The organism is Acinetobacter ihumii (genome assembly GCF_900625095.1).
Classification (GTDB): domain Bacteria; phylum Pseudomonadota; class Gammaproteobacteria; order Pseudomonadales; family Moraxellaceae; genus Acinetobacter; species Acinetobacter ihumii.
Genome location: NZ_LR130770.1, coordinates 1 through 17482 on the forward strand (window position 1 = coordinate 1; position 17482 = coordinate 17482).

19 protein-coding genes and 1 rRNA gene are annotated in these 17482 nt (G+C 37.0%); 12 read left to right on the plus strand and 8 right to left on the minus strand.

Annotated elements, in window-relative coordinates; translation table 11 throughout:
* The first annotated feature begins 5 nt into the window (after window positions 1-5).
* Both rrf and E0D95_RS15205 read left to right on the plus strand, forming a co-directional pair.
* Window positions 6-120: ribosomal RNA gene (gene rrf, locus E0D95_RS15200) — 5S ribosomal RNA — on the plus strand.
* A gap of 161 nt (window positions 121-281) precedes the next feature.
* Window positions 282-1520 (plus strand): hypothetical protein, encoded by a 1239-nt coding sequence (locus E0D95_RS15205; RefSeq protein ID WP_130804973.1) that lies wholly within the window; start codon window positions 282-284, stop codon window positions 1518-1520.
* 63 nt (window positions 1521-1583) lie between these two features.
* Here the strand turns inward: E0D95_RS15205 and E0D95_RS15210 are convergent, their stop codons facing one another.
* Together E0D95_RS15210 and E0D95_RS15215 are read right to left on the minus strand one after the other, a co-directional pair.
* Window positions 1584-1883, minus strand: coding sequence for a helix-turn-helix domain-containing protein (locus E0D95_RS15210; RefSeq protein WP_130804974.1), 300 nt, complete (start codon window positions 1881-1883; stop codon window positions 1584-1586).
* Complete coding sequence (locus E0D95_RS15215; protein WP_130804975.1) at window positions 1880-3211, minus strand: type II toxin-antitoxin system HipA family toxin; 1332 nt, start codon at window positions 3209-3211, stop codon at window positions 1880-1882. The genes E0D95_RS15210 and E0D95_RS15215 overlap by 4 nt, the downstream gene beginning before the upstream one ends.
* 213 nt (window positions 3212-3424) lie before the next feature.
* Here E0D95_RS15215 and cysK point away from each other — a divergent pair, with 213 nt between their 5' ends.
* Entirely contained in the window at window positions 3425-4423 is a 999-nt protein-coding gene (gene cysK, locus E0D95_RS15220; protein WP_130804976.1) for a cysteine synthase A, read from the plus strand.
* 147 nt (window positions 4424-4570) lie between these two features.
* Here cysK and E0D95_RS15225 read toward each other — a convergent pair whose 3' ends face one another.
* A complete protein-coding gene (locus E0D95_RS15225) occupies window positions 4571-5122 on the minus strand; it encodes a lytic transglycosylase domain-containing protein (protein WP_228258906.1) in 552 nt (183 codons plus the stop codon).
* Window positions 5123-5348: 226 nt separating this feature from the next.
* On the opposite strand from E0D95_RS15225, the gene ybaK reads away from it, so the two are divergent.
* A complete protein-coding gene (gene ybaK, locus E0D95_RS15230; protein ID WP_130804978.1) occupies window positions 5349-5816 on the plus strand; it encodes a Cys-tRNA(Pro) deacylase in 468 nt (155 codons plus the stop codon).
* A gap of 316 nt (window positions 5817-6132) precedes the next feature.
* Window positions 6133-8274 carry a bifunctional mannitol-1-phosphate dehydrogenase/phosphatase gene (mtlD, locus tag E0D95_RS15235; RefSeq protein ID WP_130804979.1) on the plus strand — a complete coding sequence of 714 codons (2142 nt, stop codon included), beginning with the start codon at window positions 6133-6135 and terminating at the stop codon, window positions 8272-8274.
* Window positions 8275-8439: 165 nt separating this feature from the next.
* Here the strand turns inward: mtlD and E0D95_RS15240 are convergent, their stop codons facing one another.
* Together E0D95_RS15240 and E0D95_RS15245 are read right to left on the minus strand one after the other, a co-directional pair.
* Entirely contained in the window at window positions 8440-9132 is a 693-nt protein-coding gene (locus E0D95_RS15240) for an LrgB family protein (RefSeq protein ID WP_130804980.1), read from the minus strand.
* Entirely contained in the window at window positions 9129-9560 is a 432-nt protein-coding gene (locus E0D95_RS15245; protein ID WP_130804981.1) for a CidA/LrgA family protein, read from the minus strand. The genes E0D95_RS15240 and E0D95_RS15245 overlap by 4 nt, the downstream gene beginning before the upstream one ends.
* 114 nt (window positions 9561-9674) lie before the next feature.
* Between E0D95_RS15245 and E0D95_RS15250 the strand changes: the two genes are divergently transcribed.
* Window positions 9675-10574: a LysR family transcriptional regulator gene (locus E0D95_RS15250; protein ID WP_130804982.1), complete on the plus strand. Its 900-nt coding sequence runs from the start codon at window positions 9675-9677 to the stop codon at window positions 10572-10574.
* A gap of 11 nt (window positions 10575-10585) precedes the next feature.
* Here E0D95_RS15250 and E0D95_RS15255 read toward each other — a convergent pair whose 3' ends face one another.
* Both E0D95_RS15255 and E0D95_RS15260 read right to left on the minus strand, forming a co-directional pair.
* Entirely contained in the window at window positions 10586-11329 is a 744-nt protein-coding gene (locus tag E0D95_RS15255; protein ID WP_130804983.1) for an HD domain-containing protein, read from the minus strand.
* A 127-nt stretch (window positions 11330-11456) separates the two neighbouring features.
* On the minus strand, window positions 11457-13067 hold the full coding sequence (locus tag E0D95_RS15260; protein WP_130804984.1) for a purine-cytosine permease family protein: 1611 nt from the start codon (window positions 13065-13067) through the stop codon (window positions 11457-11459).
* A gap of 241 nt (window positions 13068-13308) precedes the next feature.
* Here E0D95_RS15260 and E0D95_RS15265 point away from each other — a divergent pair, with 241 nt between their 5' ends.
* From E0D95_RS15265 to E0D95_RS15290, 6 genes are all read left to right on the plus strand, one after another.
* Window positions 13309-13560, plus strand: coding sequence for a hypothetical protein (locus tag E0D95_RS15265; protein ID WP_130804985.1), 252 nt, complete (start codon window positions 13309-13311; stop codon window positions 13558-13560).
* 6 nt (window positions 13561-13566) lie between these two features.
* Entirely contained in the window at window positions 13567-14313 is a 747-nt protein-coding gene (locus E0D95_RS15270; RefSeq protein WP_165443271.1) for an ATPase, read from the plus strand.
* A 141-nt stretch (window positions 14314-14454) separates the two neighbouring features.
* Window positions 14455-14874, plus strand: coding sequence for a YeeE/YedE family protein (locus E0D95_RS15275; protein WP_130804987.1), 420 nt, complete (start codon window positions 14455-14457; stop codon window positions 14872-14874).
* Entirely contained in the window at window positions 14871-15281 is a 411-nt protein-coding gene (locus E0D95_RS15280) for a DUF6691 family protein (RefSeq protein WP_130804988.1), read from the plus strand. The genes E0D95_RS15275 and E0D95_RS15280 overlap by 4 nt, the downstream gene beginning before the upstream one ends.
* A 5-nt stretch (window positions 15282-15286) precedes the next feature.
* A complete protein-coding gene (locus E0D95_RS15285) occupies window positions 15287-16165 on the plus strand; it encodes an MBL fold metallo-hydrolase (RefSeq protein WP_130804989.1) in 879 nt (292 codons plus the stop codon).
* Between the two features lie 3 nt (window positions 16166-16168).
* Window positions 16169-16528, plus strand: a complete 360-nt coding sequence (locus tag E0D95_RS15290; protein ID WP_130804990.1) for a YidH family protein — start codon at window positions 16169-16171, stop codon at window positions 16526-16528.
* 223 nt (window positions 16529-16751) lie between these two features.
* Here E0D95_RS15290 and E0D95_RS15295 read toward each other — a convergent pair.
* On the minus strand, window positions 16752-17482 hold a 731-nt coding region (locus E0D95_RS15295; RefSeq protein ID WP_171478601.1), incomplete at its 5' end, for an electron transfer flavoprotein-ubiquinone oxidoreductase.

Consider the following 17482-nt stretch of genomic DNA (forward strand, 5'->3'; position numbering starts at 1 on the left):
AGTTTGCTGGCGACAATAGCAAGAGTGAACCACCTGATCCCTTCCCGAACTCAGAAGTGAAACCTCTTCGCGCTGATGGTAGTGTGGCATTGGCCATGTGAGAGTAAGTCATCGCCAGCTTTTAAATTTAAAGCACCTCAACTCAAATGTTGGGGTGCTTTTTTATATTGAAAATTAATTTAAAAGGATGCGTCATTATCTGGCGTCTTAATAATTTATAAACTTCTATCATTGAATGAAACTATTTAATATAAATAATATGCTAGCTTGGAATATTATTTATGAGAAAAGAAAAAAGTTATCCTCGTGAACGCTTTACTCAGTCACTTTATAAAATTTGCCAGCGTTTACAACGTGGTCCTCAAATTTGTGCTGTTCAAACACGTTCTTTTATTGATCATTCAATAGTTATAAAGAAAATTCAAGTAAAATCACTTTGGGTTGCAGGTTCTTATGCTAGAGGAGCGATTGAATGTGGAGATCTTGATTTAATTATTGATGTAGAAAGCTTAACAGGTAGCATTCCTTATGCACATCAAATTGCACGAAGTTTATTTGGTGCAACACCTCTTGTATCATTTTATACTGGAACGCCTGAAAATAATACATCTGGTGTTGTCTTCAAAGAAGCTCTTTTGATTTGGAATATAGATCAACCAAATTGGGAAAATATACTTCAAAATATTCCTGTATCCAGTGATGTAGTACGATTCGAAAGACCAAGTGATAGATTGCCCTTATCAACCCGGCAATTTTATTTTGATAGTGAAGCAGTTGATAAGTTGTTAGCTTTATATGATGCAAAAATTATTCAATGGACTTTTAGCTCAATCAATTTTAATGCCAAAAACAAACCTGAATTATCCTTACATATGCAAAATCAATTAAAATATAAAAATTGTGGCATGCATTCGGGTGTAGCATTACATCATTTCTTTGCAATCGAGCCTCAACAATGGGAAGACCAACATTTATATGGAACTGTTCGCGATGGTTTTTATATTGCAGGAGTTAATTTAAATGTAGGGAAATCAAAAATACCTTCCAATTTATTGGAAAGCATGAATATTTATCAGGAAATCTTAATTCCTCATTTATCTAATTCAGGACCTAATGGTGCTTGGATTGTAGAAAGAGGAGAGAAGCATCCTTTAATTATACAAGCTAATCAATACTATGGTTACGTGTTAATATGTGAAAATATAATACAAATGGTTTCAGAATCAGATGAGTATAATCAATCTAAATTAGTTCTAGAAATATACGACTCATTAGATATTGCAGAAGATTTAGCAACTTATTGGAATGATGATTCTGAAAATTCTCCACCGTTAAAGGTTATTTCAATTTCAGGAAGAGAATTTCTTAATGAAATCGCTAAAGCTGAATATGTAGATATTTATCAAGAGAATAATATAACAAGATTTGAACTTGATAAAATCTATAATGGAAATAAGAATATACAAGCTCTTCATCATGAGTTATTTTCTTTATTACCATCTAAAAGAACTCATGAATGATTAAGCCTATAAGATTATTATAGTTGATCAGTTTTTATAAATAAAAAAGTAAAAAAATTTATTTTATTCAAACAATTTATGTACTACATGTTCGTGAGTTAATGTCAGACCTGCTTTTAATCCCAAAGGTTTAAATACTTTATCAATAATTTGTTGAGTCTGGCTGCCTTTATTTTGTTCAATATCAGTTAATGTACGGCGACTTATTCCAACAAGCTCGGCATATTTTTGTTGTGATAATCCCAATATATTTTTTCGTAAATATAATAGCAGTTCGCCTTGGGTGATTTCATTGAATAAATAGCGTCGATACCAGTCAATTAAAATCTGTTGGCGATCTTGAGGAGAGATTTTTAAAGTCATAATAATTGCCACCGTTTTAATTTATCTTCAATATAATCAAAGCCAATAACTGGCATTTCTATAATTTGCTGTGGTACGCCATGTTGTATTAGTCTTTGTTTTAAATGGATCAGTTTAAATCCAAGTTGTTTAAGTGCATTAAAACTCACTTCAGGATCACAATATTTTGCTAATTTTTGAGTAATTTCAGGCCAGCGATATTCTCCACCTTCCTCATAAGGGCTACCCCAAGAAGTTGAGCGGATAATTCCTTCAGGATCTGCTTTCATAGGGGCAAAGTCATAAATTGGCGCAAGTTCAATCTTCCCATTATATTTTATGAAAGATGTATTACGTCCATGATTATCCGAATTCCCAAAAATAATATTGAGTAAGTCGCGTTGTAACCATTCACAGATAAATTGTTGTTGATTAAAGTTGGGCTCAATCTTTGAAAGTAATCTACACAATTGGTCAATCACCTCAAAATGGTTGAGATGGCTTCCCGCAGGTTTATTTAAAATAGAGTAGACAGACTCTAAACCAGCGCGCTGCCATTGTTGGCCATCCCAATAAGTATCAAAACGGGGTAACCATAAAGAAGGATAGTATTCTCCTTCCAGTAGTTTCATATTTTCATGATCAATCGTGGCAAAGCCAAGCTCGGCCAATGTCTGATAATAATAATATTCTGCGCGCAAAATATTACAGTCGATTTCTGAGCGGTTATTTCTTGGAAATTTGACTAAATAATGTTGATCAGGCTGATCGAATCGTTGTTGATAGGTATCAATCCAGACTTCATTCTGATGTGATAGCCGAATCAAAAGTTTGGGTGCTTCACCACCAGCACCTGTTGCACCACCACTAATAGCGCCCATTTGTTGTGCGTATTCAAGGAAGTCAGCATTACGATTGACCACGTCAATTATACTAAAACGGCGTTGTTGAAGTGTAGAATGCTCAGCTTGAACTGGAATTGATTCTTTAATACGTAAATTACCAACAGGTGCAATCGTACCTTTTTTGAGCAAAATCGTATCTTGTTGTTGGATGGAAAGCTGCTGTATGTGTAGATAATTAACCCAGTATCGACGTGCTGCGCCAGATGGAACAATATCTTCTAAAAATCCAAACCAATGCTTTGCTTCATGTTGAATCATGAGTTGGATAGGCAAAATCAGACTACATGCATGTTCATCACGAAGGTCTATATGCTGTAGCGCATATTCCAGCTCATATTCTAGCGTACACGTGCTAGAAGACCCTTTTTCGGATTCTAATAAAGTTAAATGTGCAATATCAAGCCATTTAAACTGAATTAATGCCTGAATCGTAAGTTTTTCCATATCATGTATATGTGCAAATATTTTCTCAAAAGTAGCATAAATTATCCAATTTGTGCAATATAATGCACTTTATTAAATGATTTAACATAAAATGTGAAAAATTTTGCACATTTAAGGTATGAGTTTAACAATCATTTTTATTTTTCTTCTGGTATGTCTATAACTTCACTCTATAATAATTGAGAATTATTCTAAATCTAATAAGGATATAACATGTCTACTGACCAACAATTTAAAGCACCCGCAAATTTAGGAATAGCAGTGTATGCTGATAATGCAGAAGCAATCGGTAATACCCCTTTAGTACGCATTAATCGTATTATTCAATCGGGTGCAACGGTTCTGGGCAAAGTGGAAAGTCGTAATCCGGCATTTTCAGTTAAATGTCGTATTGGTGCCGCATTAATTGCAGATGCTGAAAAACGTGGTGTATTGAAAGAAGGTATGCATATTGTAGAACCGACAAGTGGTAATACAGGCATCGCTTTGGCGTTTGTGGCAGCAGCAAAAGGTTATCCTATTACGTTAACCATGCCCGCCAGTATGAGTCTTGAACGTCGTAAAGTACTTCAGGCTTTTGGTGCTCATCTGGTGCTAACTGAACCTTCAAAAGGAATGAAAGGCGCGGTTGATGAAGCCATACGTCTAGCGACTGAACAGCCAGAGATTTATTTTCTTCCGCAACAATTTGAAAACCCAGCCAATCCTAAAATTCATGAAGAAACTACGGGACCAGAAATTTGGGATGCGACTAATGGGCAAGTTGATATTTTAGTGGCAGGCGTTGGAACGGGCGGTACAATTTCTGGTATTTCACATTACTTTGAAAATATTCAAAATAAGCCTATTTACTCGGTGGCTGTAGAGCCTGCGGAATCTCCGATTATTAGTCAAACCAAGCGTGGTGAGGCTATTACACCTGCACCACATAAGATTCAGGGTATAGGTGCGAATTTTATTCCAAAAAATCTGGATTTAGATATTGTCGATGAAGTCATGCCAATTGTCAGTGATGAAGCAATCGAATGGGCACGGAAATGTGCAACTCAGGAAGGAATTCTGGTTGGAATTTCAAGTGGTGCAGCGCTCGCTGCTGCCGCAAAAATTGCACAGCGACCTGAAAATAATGGTAAAACCATCGTAGTAATTTTGCCAGATAGTGGTGAGCGTTATTTATCTTCAGTACTGTTTGAAGGTTTATTTGAAGAATAAGGCAGGTATCAGAAAGCCCATTATTTTATGGGTTTTCTGAAAATAGCCTAAGTAGGATTTTAAGCAAATGCATGTTTGTAAACCCTAGTATAATTTCAAATACATTAAGCATGTATTGTAATTAAATGAATTTAAAAAACAATTTTATTAAAGTTCTTTCTTTAAAGCTTTTTCAAAGCGTTTAACCGATCGTGCATATTTTTTGGCTTTATGTCGCGTCCAAAAACTTGATCTATAACCTGCTGGACCGACATTGTAATACGCACTAGCTTTAAACCAACTTCCTGCCATTTCATTATAATGACCTAAAATATAAGCACTACATTGAATATTGGTGTATTCATCGGCTAAATTGCCAGGACAGGACTGACGCCAATAACTTGGAATAATTTGTGCTAAACCTACAGCACCGCCTGAAGAACGAGCATAAGTGTTATAGTTTGATTCCTGACGAATGGTCGCTGCAATTAATAACGGAGGCACTTCATAACGATCTGCACTCTGGATGATCATCGGCGATAAACGATTGGCTGTAACTGAAGGCACTGCATATGCCTTTTGTAATCCGTTAGAGAGCTTATTGGAGCGTTTTTCTAAAGAGCCACTACTAGGGCCAAGTGTAGTACAACCGCTGAAAATCATAGTGATACTACTTATAATCAATAATTTGGTAAATGTTTCTCTAGGGGGATAAGCGATTTGTGTTTTAGTAGATAAGAAAGTATCAAGTGGTTGCAAAACGAAGTACCGTGAAATGAAGATTCAAGTTGCAAAAATCTTAATTTGTCCTTGTTATAGCGTCAATAAAAGTGATGTGACAATTTGCAAGATCAACAATCTAAAAATAGCCTAAGCAAATTTAATTTTTACCTCAAATAAATTATAATAAAATTCATGTTTTCTACTTTTTATTTATACAAAAATTATGACATCTGCTTGTAAATTACTTAAAACCAATAAGATTGACTATAGCATCCATGAATATGAGCATGATCCCAATGCAAAAAGTTTTGGTCTTGAAGCTGCTGAAAAATTGAATCTAAATGTGGAAGAAGTCTTTAAAACTTTATTGGTTACCGATGATAAAAATCATTATGTCGCGATTTTACCCGTAAATCACCAACTAAACTTGAAAAAAGTTGCTGCGGCACTGGGTTGTAAAAAGTTGCATATGGCTGATCCTAAAGATGCTGAACGTTTAACTGGTTATTTAGTCGGTGGGATTAGCCCCTTAGCTCAGAAAAAACGTTTAAAAACTGTCATTGATGCTTCGGCTGAAAGTAAAACAAAAATTTATGTGAGTGGTGGTAAACGTGGTTTGGATATAGGCGTAAATCCGCAAGACATCGCAAACATATTGAGTGCGAATTTTGCAGATATTCTTGATCAGTAATAGATAAAGTTAGCTCGTATAAAAAATGATGGTGCGCCTGAAAAAATCTATTAGAGCCATATATTGCGCATCAAATGGTGCAAAATAAATATTTGTTTAATTAAGGATAGATTTTCCCTAAAAAATAATTACTTTTCTCTTTCATAAATTTTAGAGCAATTCAAATTTTAAGTCGAAAATCGCTAAGATTTTGCTTAAATAAGAGGTAATTGGTTGAAATTTAATCAAATATGTTTCATTTATTGAATAAGTCGTTTTTTTGCACAGTTTTTGTATACCCTAACTATGTGAATTATAAACAATTAGAGGTAAATGAATGCTGATTTTTCATGGTTCTCCTGTTCAAGGTGCACTTTTTGATATGGATGGAACAATGTTTGATACTGAACGTTTACGGTTTCAAACATTGAAACAGGCATCTCAAGAGCTGATTGGACAAGCGTTTTCCGATGAATACTTGATGCAATGTTTGGGTTTGAGTGCTACCACTGCTGAACAACTGGCACAACAACAATACGGTTCAGATATTCCTTACAAAAAAATTCGACAACGTGCAGATGAACTTGAATTGGAGTTGGTACGAAATGAAGGCGTACCTATTAAAAAAGGTTTGGTTCAGGTTTTGGAGCGGTTAAGAAAGTCAGGATTGCGCATGGCAGTTGCAACCTCAAGTCGTCGTGCGATTGCTGAAGAGTACCTGATTAATGCCAATGTATATAAATTTTTTGATGTACTGGTATGTGGCGATGAGGTTGAACAAGGCAAGCCGCATCCTGAGATTTTTGAAAAAGCTGCTGAGAAATTAAATCTGGACACTTCGCAGTGTTTAATGTTTGAAGACTCTGAAAATGGAATTACTTCTGCACATGCAGCAGGTGGGATCACGATTTTATTTAAAGATATTAAAGTGCCAAATGACAACATGTTGTCTAAAGCCAATTTCTACTTTGAAACCATGTATGACTATTTAGAGGATCTGGATCAATATGTACCTGCCATGGACATGCCGATTTTACAAGAAACGTTTCCACAAACTTTAAATCAGTTAACAGTTGGAATTCATGGTTTCGGTGCAATTGGTGGTGGTTATATTGCACAGATTCTATCGCATTGGGATGGTTATACTCGACCTCAGCGTATTATTGCTTCAACACGAAACAGTTTATATCGTGAAGCTGTTAACGCATTTGGCACTTATTCTATTCGTTATGGTCAGGTTTCTTATGATGAAAGGATAGAATATATGTCAGTGATTGATGCAGATAACGAACAGCATATGCTGGATATGTATCTGGAATCATCATTAATTGCGTTGTGTTTACCTGAACAAGCAATTGCGACTGAAGCCAAAATGATAGCAAAAGGACTATATGCACGTTTTGCTTCGCAAACGATGCAAAATAGTCGCCCACTGACTTTTTTGATTATTTTAAATAAAGTCGGGGCTAAAAAATTGGTATTAGCCCATATTCGAACGCAATTGATTGCATTGTCTAATGAAGAAATCGCTGATCAAATCATGGCGCAGCATTATTTTTGTGATACGGTCGTTAACCGGATGGTGTCCAAACTTTCGGAACAACATCTGTATCGACAGCTTAAAATTAAATATAACTTTTTCAAGCAATATCAATCCGATGTTGAAGATGAAAATGTTGAAATAGAAGATACCAGCAAACTTTCTACAGAGCAGGAACATCAAGCGTCTGTGTATATTGATGATATGCGACGTAATTTTCAGCCCAGTCATATCTTACAAACAATGGACTTAATTTTATTTAATAGTGAAACAGATATGCCGATCTATGTGGAAAATAACAGTCCATTAGTGGCAAAAATGCGTCAAATGGTTGTGGTGGACAATATTGCCGATATTCAACTGATTAAAAATCGTCTATGGAATGGTGTACATGCCATGATGGCGTGGTATGCCTCATTATTGGGCCATGAAACGATTGGTGTCGCGATGGGCGACGCACGTGTACAGGCTTTGGTGAAGCATTTGCTGCAAGAGGTAAAACAAGGCTTGGCCGTTTGCTTGCCTAAACGTGCTCAAGATCTGGGGCGTTTGGCTAAGAGCTTTGTTGAATCTTGCCAATATGCTTATAAAGATCCGTGTCAGCGTGTAGCACGTGATCCATTACGTAAGCTTGGTCATAACGAACGTGTTTTTGGTTCGATCGTGAACAATCTTCAATATAACTTGCCGATAGATCATTTGCTGTGGGGTGCAAGCTTGGGATATTTTTATGCATTCAGATATTCGGCAACCAAATTTGAACATCTATCTGAGCACCTTGAGCTTAATCTCAAACATCTCTCGTTATCAGATGAACAGAAACAGTATCTTGAGCAAATGATACGAGGCTACTTAAAAGATTTAATGGATGATCCAGATCGTTTAAATCATTCAAATTTTCTATATCATCATGACAGACAGCAATATAACTGTGCTTAGTGTTTAAAATAAACAGGCATACAACAGGCATACAAATGAGTTTCGGTTTACACCAAAAGTCTGTTGTTCATAAAAAATGGACTTTTGGTGTTTTCTGATGAGCTAAGTTCAACCGTTTGCTTAACGATTAAGCTCAAGCAGATCGGTGACTCACACAACATTCAACTAATTGAGGAGACTTGTAATAAGATGAACGAGAAAAGGGCCTGCAATCACCATAAAGATTCCAGCCAATACCATCGTTAAACTCGCAATAACGCCTTCTTCCTTGTTACGACTATAGGCTTTACTGGTTCCAAACCCGTGTGCTGCATTTCCCAGTGATGCGCCATTTGCCAAATAAGATTTAAGTTTCAAGCCAGCAAGTACCAGATCACCAAAAACCATTCCAACAATACCAGTGATGATTGTAAATAAAATCACCAGTTCAACAGAGCCACCAATATGTTGCGTAAGCTCCATGGCAAAAGGTGTAGAAATGGAACGTGCCATCAAGCTAAAGGTTGTCGCATGATCAAAATGAAATAAACGAGCCAAATAAAAGGCACTTAACATGCCCACGGTCATACCTACCACAATTCCAAGGCTAATAGACAAGGCATGTTCACGAATAATATTTCGGTACTCATAAATCGGAATAGCAAATGCAACTGTAGTAGGACCCAGCATCCATACAATCCAATGGCTTTGCTGCATATAAGTTTCATAGGGCACATGGAAGAATAGTAATAATCCAATAATGATTACTGGTACCAAAATTGCCGGTGAAAATGGTAAATAAGGCAAACGACGATAAATAGGTTTTGCCACTATGTAGCCAAACACAGTTCCGATAAGACAGATGAAAGCTAGACTCATGATTTTGCTCCACGCTGTAAAATGGTTTTATCGATATTTCTGCGTTGTTTAATACGATTTTCCAGTTTAAAACAGAGATGTACTGTGTAAGCGGTAAATACCATGACACAAACAGTTCCCAGAACGACAGCACTGATCAGTTGCCAACCTTCACTGATGAATAGGTTCTTATAATTCATCAACCCGACCACACAGGGAATAAAAAATAAAACCAGTTCAGCTAATATAAAATCAGAACCTCCTTTGATCCATTCCAGTTTAAATAGACCGCTGAGCAAGCCAGTCAACACCAGAAATAAGCCGATGACACCTGCCGAAAATGGCAAATGAAAAAAACTTTGTAAGACTGAACCGATCCACCAGAAACAGATGAGCAATATGAGCTGTAAAATAATTTTTGCGGTGTGTGGAACATGCAAACTTGACACAATGCGACCTTTGATCTGAATAGTTTTATGGGGAATATGATGATTGTAGATCCTTTAGATATGTCATATTATGAATAATATTAAAATAATTATTCTATTTTGGAATGTTTGCGTGTGGATATAAAGGCCTTAAGAATATTTGTACAAATTATTCATAGCAAAAGCTTTTCAGTGGCTGCTGAGCAGCTTTTTGTGACACAGCCCACTGTAAGTAAAGCAATTGCTGCACTTGAAAATGAGTTAGGTGTTACCTTGTTTAAAAAAGGTGAAATGGGACGAAAGCGTGAGGTTGAGCTCACCTTTACGGGACAGCAAGTTTATCAACATGCTTTAAATATTTTAGAGGAACAAAAAAGAATTTATGAAACGCTCGATGATGTAAAGCATTTAAAAAAAGGCAAAATCGCAATTGGTGTGCCTCCATTGGGTTCTGTGCTGTTGGCATCATTAATTGCTTTATTTCATCATCGTTATTCAGAGATTGAGCTTGAATTTATGGAGGTTGGGTCAAATGCAATTTCAGAGGCTCTGATCCATAAAACATTGGATGTGGGCGTACTACTGGACAATCAAAATCCAATTTTGGCAGAAATTCCCATTATCAATTCACCGCTATGTCTGGTTTCTCCCAGATCATCAAAATGGCAAAAAATGGAGCAAGTGAGTCTGGCTGATTTAAAAGATGAAGATTTTCTACTTTATGATGATCGTTTTACTTTAAATAAACTGATTCTGGAAGCGACTCAACGGCTTGGATTTCATCCTAAAATTGTGTGTAAAAGTAGCCAATGGGATTTTATTATTAAGATGGTGGAGCATGATATGGGCGTTGTATTACTCCCACAAATTTACTGTGAACAACTGGATGCTCAAAAATTTAAAGTTACTGCACTAAAAAATTCGCCTATTCGCTGGAAATTGACTATGGCGTGGAATACTTCTGTGCCAATGAGCGCAGCGACCAAAGCTTGGCTTGAAATAGTACAGATGCATCCAGATGAAATTCGGTTCTAAGATCTGATTGGTTATTCTTTAAAAGGATTGAATCGAATGAGGGTCGTGAGCCCAAGTGTATTTAGAAATGCGGTTCGCGAGTATGGATGGCGTTCAACTTCATGCTGGATGAGTTGTCTAAAAACATGATTAAAGTTTTCACGTGGATAATTCTCTAAACAATATTTTTGAAAGTCAGCGTGAATAAACTGAAGCTCAGAACCAATCACATCACAACTGGTTCCTTTTTGTAGCATAAGCACTTCTTTAGGTTGATTCAGGTTTGAGAAACCGTTCATATGCATACTTATGGCATTGCTGATTAACTCAATTTTTTCGTGAGAATACTGATGTTTCTGGCAAATTTTTTCAGCTTGTGTCGCACTATGTAGCGTGAAACAGTGACATTGCGCAGGTTCATGCGCATCAACTAAGCCTACATCATGCAACAATGCTGCAACTAAAAATGCCTCTGCATCATATTGCCACCGATTAATTTGGCTAAAAGCCACACCCCAATAATAACTACGCCAAGAATGATTGATGATGCTCAAATTCTGTGTCTGTTCGAGTTGTTCAATAGCGTCCTTGACCAGCAAGGTATCAGGCAATGGCACGGCATGATAATCAACGACATGCAATTTGGTATTTTGAGGCCCTAATCGCTGCAAAAGATGTGTTGTAGTCGGGGCTAGTGTTTTTTGTAGAAGATAAAGCTTGTCCTTAAAATTAATTTTACCCTGTGTTTGCTTCAACCATGTATAAGATCCCAACATGTTTAGACTCGTTTTATTGATTAGAGCAATTACTCTAATTTTTATTTTCACTAAAATCAAGATCATTCGCTTATAAAAAAGCCCTGATTAATCAGGGCAGATGAATCAATAATGAATGAAGCAGTGCTTATTTTTCCATTGTTTTACATAGGGAGCAAATTACGCCGTTATGTTTATGTGAATACATCACGTCTGGACGTTCGTAGTCTTGATCACAAGACACACAAGCATAAAGAGTGGCAACAGGTGTACCTTCAGCATCAAAACGTGGTTCATTGATTCCATCATCATGCTTTTTAATATAATACTTACCTTGAGTGATTAAGCCCATGACAGGAGTAAGTACAAAGCCGACAATTAAAGCAATGAGTGGAGAATATGCAGACAGGAAATCGCCTAATAGTCCGAAGAAAGCCGCAATAGAAAGACCAGCAGCAACGCCGAATGAAACCAGACCGACTGGATTAAAATCATATAACATGTCACGACGATACTCAGGATGTTTTGGTGAAAGCTTTAAAAGATATTTATTAATAGCAATATCTGTTGCCACTACCACAACCCATGCAATCGCAAAGTTTGAATAAAAACCAAGAATTTTACCCAATACCGCAAACATATTGCCTTCCATCAAAGCAAGTGCAACTGCCAGATTGACCAATACAAAGATAATACGTCCCGGATATTTTTTACTCATCCGTGTGTATGCGCTTGTCCATGCTAAAGAACCAGAGTAAGCATTGGTGACATTAATTTTAATCTGAGAGATCACCACCAAAATGACGGCTAAAGCCAATGCCAACCAACCCGGTAACATATCGTGAAAAGCAGCATTAAATTGTTGTACAGGTTCAGTTGAATTGACTCCAGGTAATTTAGTCAATAAATAAAAACCGAGAAATGCCCCAATAATTTGTTTAATTGCACCTAAAATAACCCAGCCCGGTCCAGCCGAAATGACCGCTGCCCACCAAGACTTACTATTTTCTTTGGTCTTTGCTGGCATAAAGCGTAAATAATCAATTTGTTCACCAATTTGCATAATCAGGGACAAGCATATACCTGCACCTAACATAATTGCGGCCATATCCATAGGCGCGTAATGGTTTTGGCCCGTATAAGTCGTAAACGTTGCCACCAGATTAGGTTCTTTATGAATGAGATAGGCCACGGGACCGATCATTAAAATGAGCCAGACTGGCGTAGTCCAAACCTGTAATTTGGTTAATGCTTTCATTCCATAAATTACCAGTGGAATGACCATCAGTGTTGAAATGAGATAACCTGCCCATAAAGGAATACCCAAGCCCAGTAACAGACCTTGCGCCATAATGGAGCCTTCTAGCGCAAAAAAGATAAAAGTGAAGCTAGCAAAAATTATACTGGTGATTACTGAACCAAAATAACCAAACCCTGCACCACGAGTGATCAAATCTAGGTCAATATTGTATCGGGCAGCATAGTAGGCGAGTGGGATTCCAGTAAGGAAGATAATAATTGCTGCGAAAAGAATAGAGTAAAGCGCATTGGTTGTACCATAGGTCATGCCAATACTTGCACCAATTGAGAAATCTGCAAGGTAGGCAATACCGCCTAATGCGGTTATGGCGACAACTTTTGGACTCCAGCGACGAAAGCTATGCGGTGCATAGCGCAGAGTATAGTCTTCTAGTGTTTCATTTGCTGCTTTATTGGGCTGTGTTGCATCAAAAGAATCCGTTACTGAGGTGTCGTGCATTCTTTGTGACCTACTTATAAGTAATAATATGGTGCATAAAGCAATGACTATGCCAATTTTTACAGTTGATTAAAAATATAAGGGATCATGTATCGGTCTAACAAAGATACCTATATACATTCAATATAAATTCGCCGTCTGGATACACATCATTTGAGCAGGGTATTGGTGATGAAATAGACAATTCTTTAAATTATGCTAAGATAACTAAAACGTATTTAAAAGATACGGGAGATGATGTATGACCGCCTTTGTTGCAATGAAAGCCAGCCTAAGAGAAGAAGAAATGATTCCGCATCTTGCTGTGGAAGCGTTTCATCATGCTTTTACTCAGGCTCTACAATCATCTTCTGTGGTGTATGCCAAAAATCAATATTTGCTGAGACGATCGTGCAATGGCGAAGTCGAAGTCTTAAAAAATATTTCGTCTTCCTATACTCATTTACCAGTCTCAGAAACAGTATTAAAGCGTAAGAAAAAGATCGCATTCTAACTTTGTATGCCACAACCACGAATCAGGATGTTTGCGGGTCCAAATGGATCAGGTAAAAGTACCATTAAAGATTATTTACTTCCGCGACATATTGGTGCGTATTTAAATGCAGATGAATTAGAAAAGCAGTTAATAGAACATCAGTGTTTTTCTTTAACAGAATTTCATGAGTCGCTTGAAAATCAGCAATTGATTGATTTTTTAAAATTAAAGAAACGTCAAGTAAATCATAAAATCATTCCTTTACTTTCAAGCGATCCGATAATTTTAGCAAATGGAAAAATCGCTTTTGAGACAAGCGAAATTGATTCCTATCTCGCTGCCAGAATTATAGATTTTATTCGCATTCAATTTCTTGAGTTAAACATCAGTTTTACCTTTGAGACGGTAATGTCACACATCAGTAAAGTTGAGTTCTTGGCTCAAGCCAAAGCACAAGGTTTTCGTACTTATCTTTATTATGTTTCTACCATAGATCCTGATATTAATATTAATCGCGTGCAGTATCGAGTGAGTCAGGGCGGTCATCACGTGCCTGAAAATAAGATTAGAACACGTTATGTAAGAAGTATGGATTTATTGATGGATGCAATAGATGCATCTGATCGGGCCTATATATTTGATAATTCTTCTGATGGTACGCAGGCATCATTTTTAGCCGAAATTGAAAACGCGGAAATTTTAAGACTGAATAAAAATTTACAAAAATTTCCCAAGTGGTTTGTAGATCGTGTGTTAAATGAGTTTATGTAATGTGGTGTTTTCTCCTTTAAAAGCTGTTCGTGACAAACCGATAAGTAAATGAATTAAAAGTAAGCTTGATTAATATATAATTAAATATATTATAATTTTATATAATAAAATGCTTATTAAGCATTGGAGGTTATCACAACCATGCATAGTTTTTTATGGGCTTTTTCAGGCGGCTTGTTGTTAGGCGTCGCTGTAGTGGGCTATCTGTATGTGAATGGTCGCATAGCAGGGGTGAGTGGCTTACTGGCACAGGCGATCAACCCAAAAACAATTGCGCAAACACCTGCGATCTGGTTTGTACTGGGTTTGGTTATTACACCTTTTATTTTCTCTTATTTTTACACTCCTGACATTCAAATTGATTCAAATCCATATTTATTGATATTGGCAGGGTTACTGGTCGGTTTTGGTACTCGTATGGGGTCGGGATGCACCAGCGGGCATGGTATATGTGGAATAAGTCGTTTATCTAAACGATCCATTATTGCAACTCTTACTTTTATGTTTGCAGGTTTTGTGACGGTTTATCTGATTCGTCATGTGCTCGGGGTAAACCCATGAAAAATATTTATGCGTTTATATTCGGTTCGATTTTTTCATTAGGTTTGATGATTTCAGGTATGTCTAATCCTGAAAAAGTTCTTTCCTTTTTGGATCTTTTTGGTGTGTGGGATGCCAGTCTGGCATTTGTAATGATCGGCGCAATTTTAGTGGCTTTTATTCCTTTCCAAAAGGCAATACGCCGTCCTGTTACTGTATTTAAGGAAAAAATAGAGCTGCCACAGAAAACTCAAATTGATTCAGATTTAATCATGGGATCAGTCATCTTTGGAATTGGATGGGGGATTGCAGGGATTTGTCCTGCGCCAGCATTAACTTTGATTGGACTTGGATATGGTCAGGCATTGTATTTTATAGTTGCAATGCTGCTTGGCATTCTTCTTCATCGGAAAATAAGAGGAACTTAAATGATATGAATACCCAAATACCACTGGTTAAATCCTTTTTTGATGAAGCGACCCATACGTTTAGTTACGTGGTTAGCGATCCTCATAGCAAAAAAAGTGCTGTGATTGATAGTGTATTAGATTACGATGCAGCTTCAGCCACAACTTCGACACTTCAAGCAGATCGATTGATTGACTATATCCGTGAAAATAGCCTAAGTAATGAATGGATTTTAGAAACACATGTGCATGCTGACCATTTAACTGCTTCACAATATCTAAAAGAACAAATAGGTGGAAAAATTGCAATCAGTCATAACATTAAAATAGTGCAAGCAACCTTCAGCCAGATTTATAATCTTGACCTAAAATATTTCAATATGAGTCAATCATTTGATTATTTATTTCAAGATAATGAGCACTTTAAAATTGGCAATTTAGATGCTTATAATATCCCAACGCCGGGGCACACACCTGCATGTTTAAGCTATGTGATTGGTGATGCGGTGTTTGTTGGAGATACGCTGTTTATGCCAGATTATGGAACAGCACGTTGTGACTTTCCAAATGGGAGTGCAGCACAACTCTATGATTCAGTTCAGCGCTTATATGATTTAGCAGACAATATGCGTATGTTTTTATGCCATGATTACTTGCCTGACAACCGCGATACTTTTATTTGTGAAACAGATATTAAAACTCAAAAACATTGCAATGTTCATATTCATCAAGGTACTGCAAAAATAGATTTTATTCACATGCGTGAGGCAAAAGATGCGACTTTGGCAATGCCAAAACTGATTTTACCTGCCATTCAAATTAATATGGATGCTGGGAAATTTCCACCACCTGAATCGAATGGTCAACGTTATTTAAAATTACCTCTTAATTATTTCAAAGCTTAAAATATGTCAAATTTAGAAGATCCACGCGTACTGCTTGCACTTGAACGTACTTTGTTGGCATGGAATAGAAGCAGTCTGGCACTCATTGCGTTTGGATTCTTAATTGAAAAATCAACTTTACTGGTGCATTTAATTGATCCAGTACGTTATCACGATAAAATTTTGTTTAATCGCTGGCTGGGTGTTTTAGTAATTATTTTAGGTTTAATCATTAGTCTGTTATCGGTTATTCAATATCGGATTGCGCTTAAATCACTGACGCCGTTGGAAATGATTGAAGGCTATCGAACCAATTTACCTATTGTACTCAGCTACTTTACGATACTCAGTGCAATCATGCTGATTATTTCATTCTGGATTTAATTTTTTAAGCATAGCCCCCTTGGGGACTATGCTTACCTAAAAAAATAAACAAAGTGCTAATACACTGAGCTTTTATATGTAAAGAAAATGAAAACCCTTTACATATTCGGTGAAGAAACACAGCAAAGTTAAGCTTTGTTGTGTCGCAATAGCTGAGATGTCAGGATGTGACAGCTTAAAACAAAGCTACGCAAGGTGATTCAATTACATAAGCAGATTTGCATTACATATTAGGATAATTCGGACCACCACCACCTTCAGGCGTCACCCACGTAATATTCTGTGATGGATCTTTAATATCACAGGTTTTACAGTGGACACAGTTGGCTGCATTGATCTGGAAGCGTTTGTTGCCTTCACCTTCATCCACAATCTCATACACACCCGCTGGACAATAACGCTGTGCAGGTTCATCCCATTTTGGCAAATTCACATTGACTGGAATCGTTGGGTCGGTCAATTTCAAATGCGATGGCTGATTTTCTTCATGAACAGTATTAGATACAAATACTGAAGACAAACGATCAAAAGTCAACTTGCCATCTGGTTTTGGATAAGTCGGTTTAAAGGTCGCCTTATCTTGTGTTTTCAGTGCACTGTAATCTGGTTGTAAGTCATGCAACGTGAAAGGCACTTTAAAGATGTTTTGATCCAGAAAGTTAAATGCACCACCAATCCACAAACCAAACTTATGCATTGCAGGGCCAAAGTTACGACTACGATGTAACTCTTCTTTCAACCAGCTATTGTCAAACTTTTGTGTGTAGGCAGTCAGTTCTTTATCAAAGAAATCTTCACCTTCCAGCACACGGGCAATCGCAAGATCACCCCCTTTTTCTACACCACGAGCAATCGCTTCAAATACAGCTTCACCACACAACATACCTGATTTCATGGCGGTGTGAGAACCTTTGATTTTGGCAAAGTTTAAGAAGCCAGCATCATCACCAATTA

What these genes read in the sequence shown, in the direction of transcription:
- E0D95_RS15205 (WP_130804973.1), top strand. Translation starts at nt 282, where the DNA reads ATGAGAAAAGAAAAAAGTTATCCTCGTGAACGCTTTACTCAGTCACTT.
- E0D95_RS15210 (WP_130804974.1), bottom strand. Translation starts at nt 1,883, where the DNA reads ATGACTTTAAAAATCTCTCCTCAAGATCGCCAACAGATTTTAATTGAC.
- E0D95_RS15215 (WP_130804975.1), bottom strand. Translation starts at nt 3,211, where the DNA reads ATGGAAAAACTTACGATTCAGGCATTAATTCAGTTTAAATGGCTTGAT.
- cysK (WP_130804976.1), top strand. Translation starts at nt 3,425, where the DNA reads ATGTCTACTGACCAACAATTTAAAGCACCCGCAAATTTAGGAATAGCA.
- ybaK (WP_130804978.1), top strand. Translation starts at nt 5,349, where the DNA reads ATGACATCTGCTTGTAAATTACTTAAAACCAATAAGATTGACTATAGC.
- mtlD (WP_130804979.1), top strand. Translation starts at nt 6,133, where the DNA reads ATGCTGATTTTTCATGGTTCTCCTGTTCAAGGTGCACTTTTTGATATG.
- E0D95_RS15240 (WP_130804980.1), bottom strand. Translation starts at nt 9,132, where the DNA reads ATGAGTCTAGCTTTCATCTGTCTTATCGGAACTGTGTTTGGCTACATA.
- E0D95_RS15255 (WP_130804983.1), bottom strand. Translation starts at nt 11,329, where the DNA reads ATGTTGGGATCTTATACATGGTTGAAGCAAACACAGGGTAAAATTAAT.
- E0D95_RS15260 (WP_130804984.1), bottom strand. Translation starts at nt 13,067, where the DNA reads ATGCACGACACCTCAGTAACGGATTCTTTTGATGCAACACAGCCCAAT.
- E0D95_RS15265 (WP_130804985.1), top strand. Translation starts at nt 13,309, where the DNA reads ATGACCGCCTTTGTTGCAATGAAAGCCAGCCTAAGAGAAGAAGAAATG.
- E0D95_RS15270 (WP_165443271.1), top strand. Translation starts at nt 13,567, where the DNA reads ATGCCACAACCACGAATCAGGATGTTTGCGGGTCCAAATGGATCAGGT.
- E0D95_RS15275 (WP_130804987.1), top strand. Translation starts at nt 14,455, where the DNA reads ATGCATAGTTTTTTATGGGCTTTTTCAGGCGGCTTGTTGTTAGGCGTC.
- E0D95_RS15280 (WP_130804988.1), top strand. Translation starts at nt 14,871, where the DNA reads ATGAAAAATATTTATGCGTTTATATTCGGTTCGATTTTTTCATTAGGT.
- E0D95_RS15285 (WP_130804989.1), top strand. Translation starts at nt 15,287, where the DNA reads ATGAATACCCAAATACCACTGGTTAAATCCTTTTTTGATGAAGCGACC.
- E0D95_RS15290 (WP_130804990.1), top strand. Translation starts at nt 16,169, where the DNA reads ATGTCAAATTTAGAAGATCCACGCGTACTGCTTGCACTTGAACGTACT.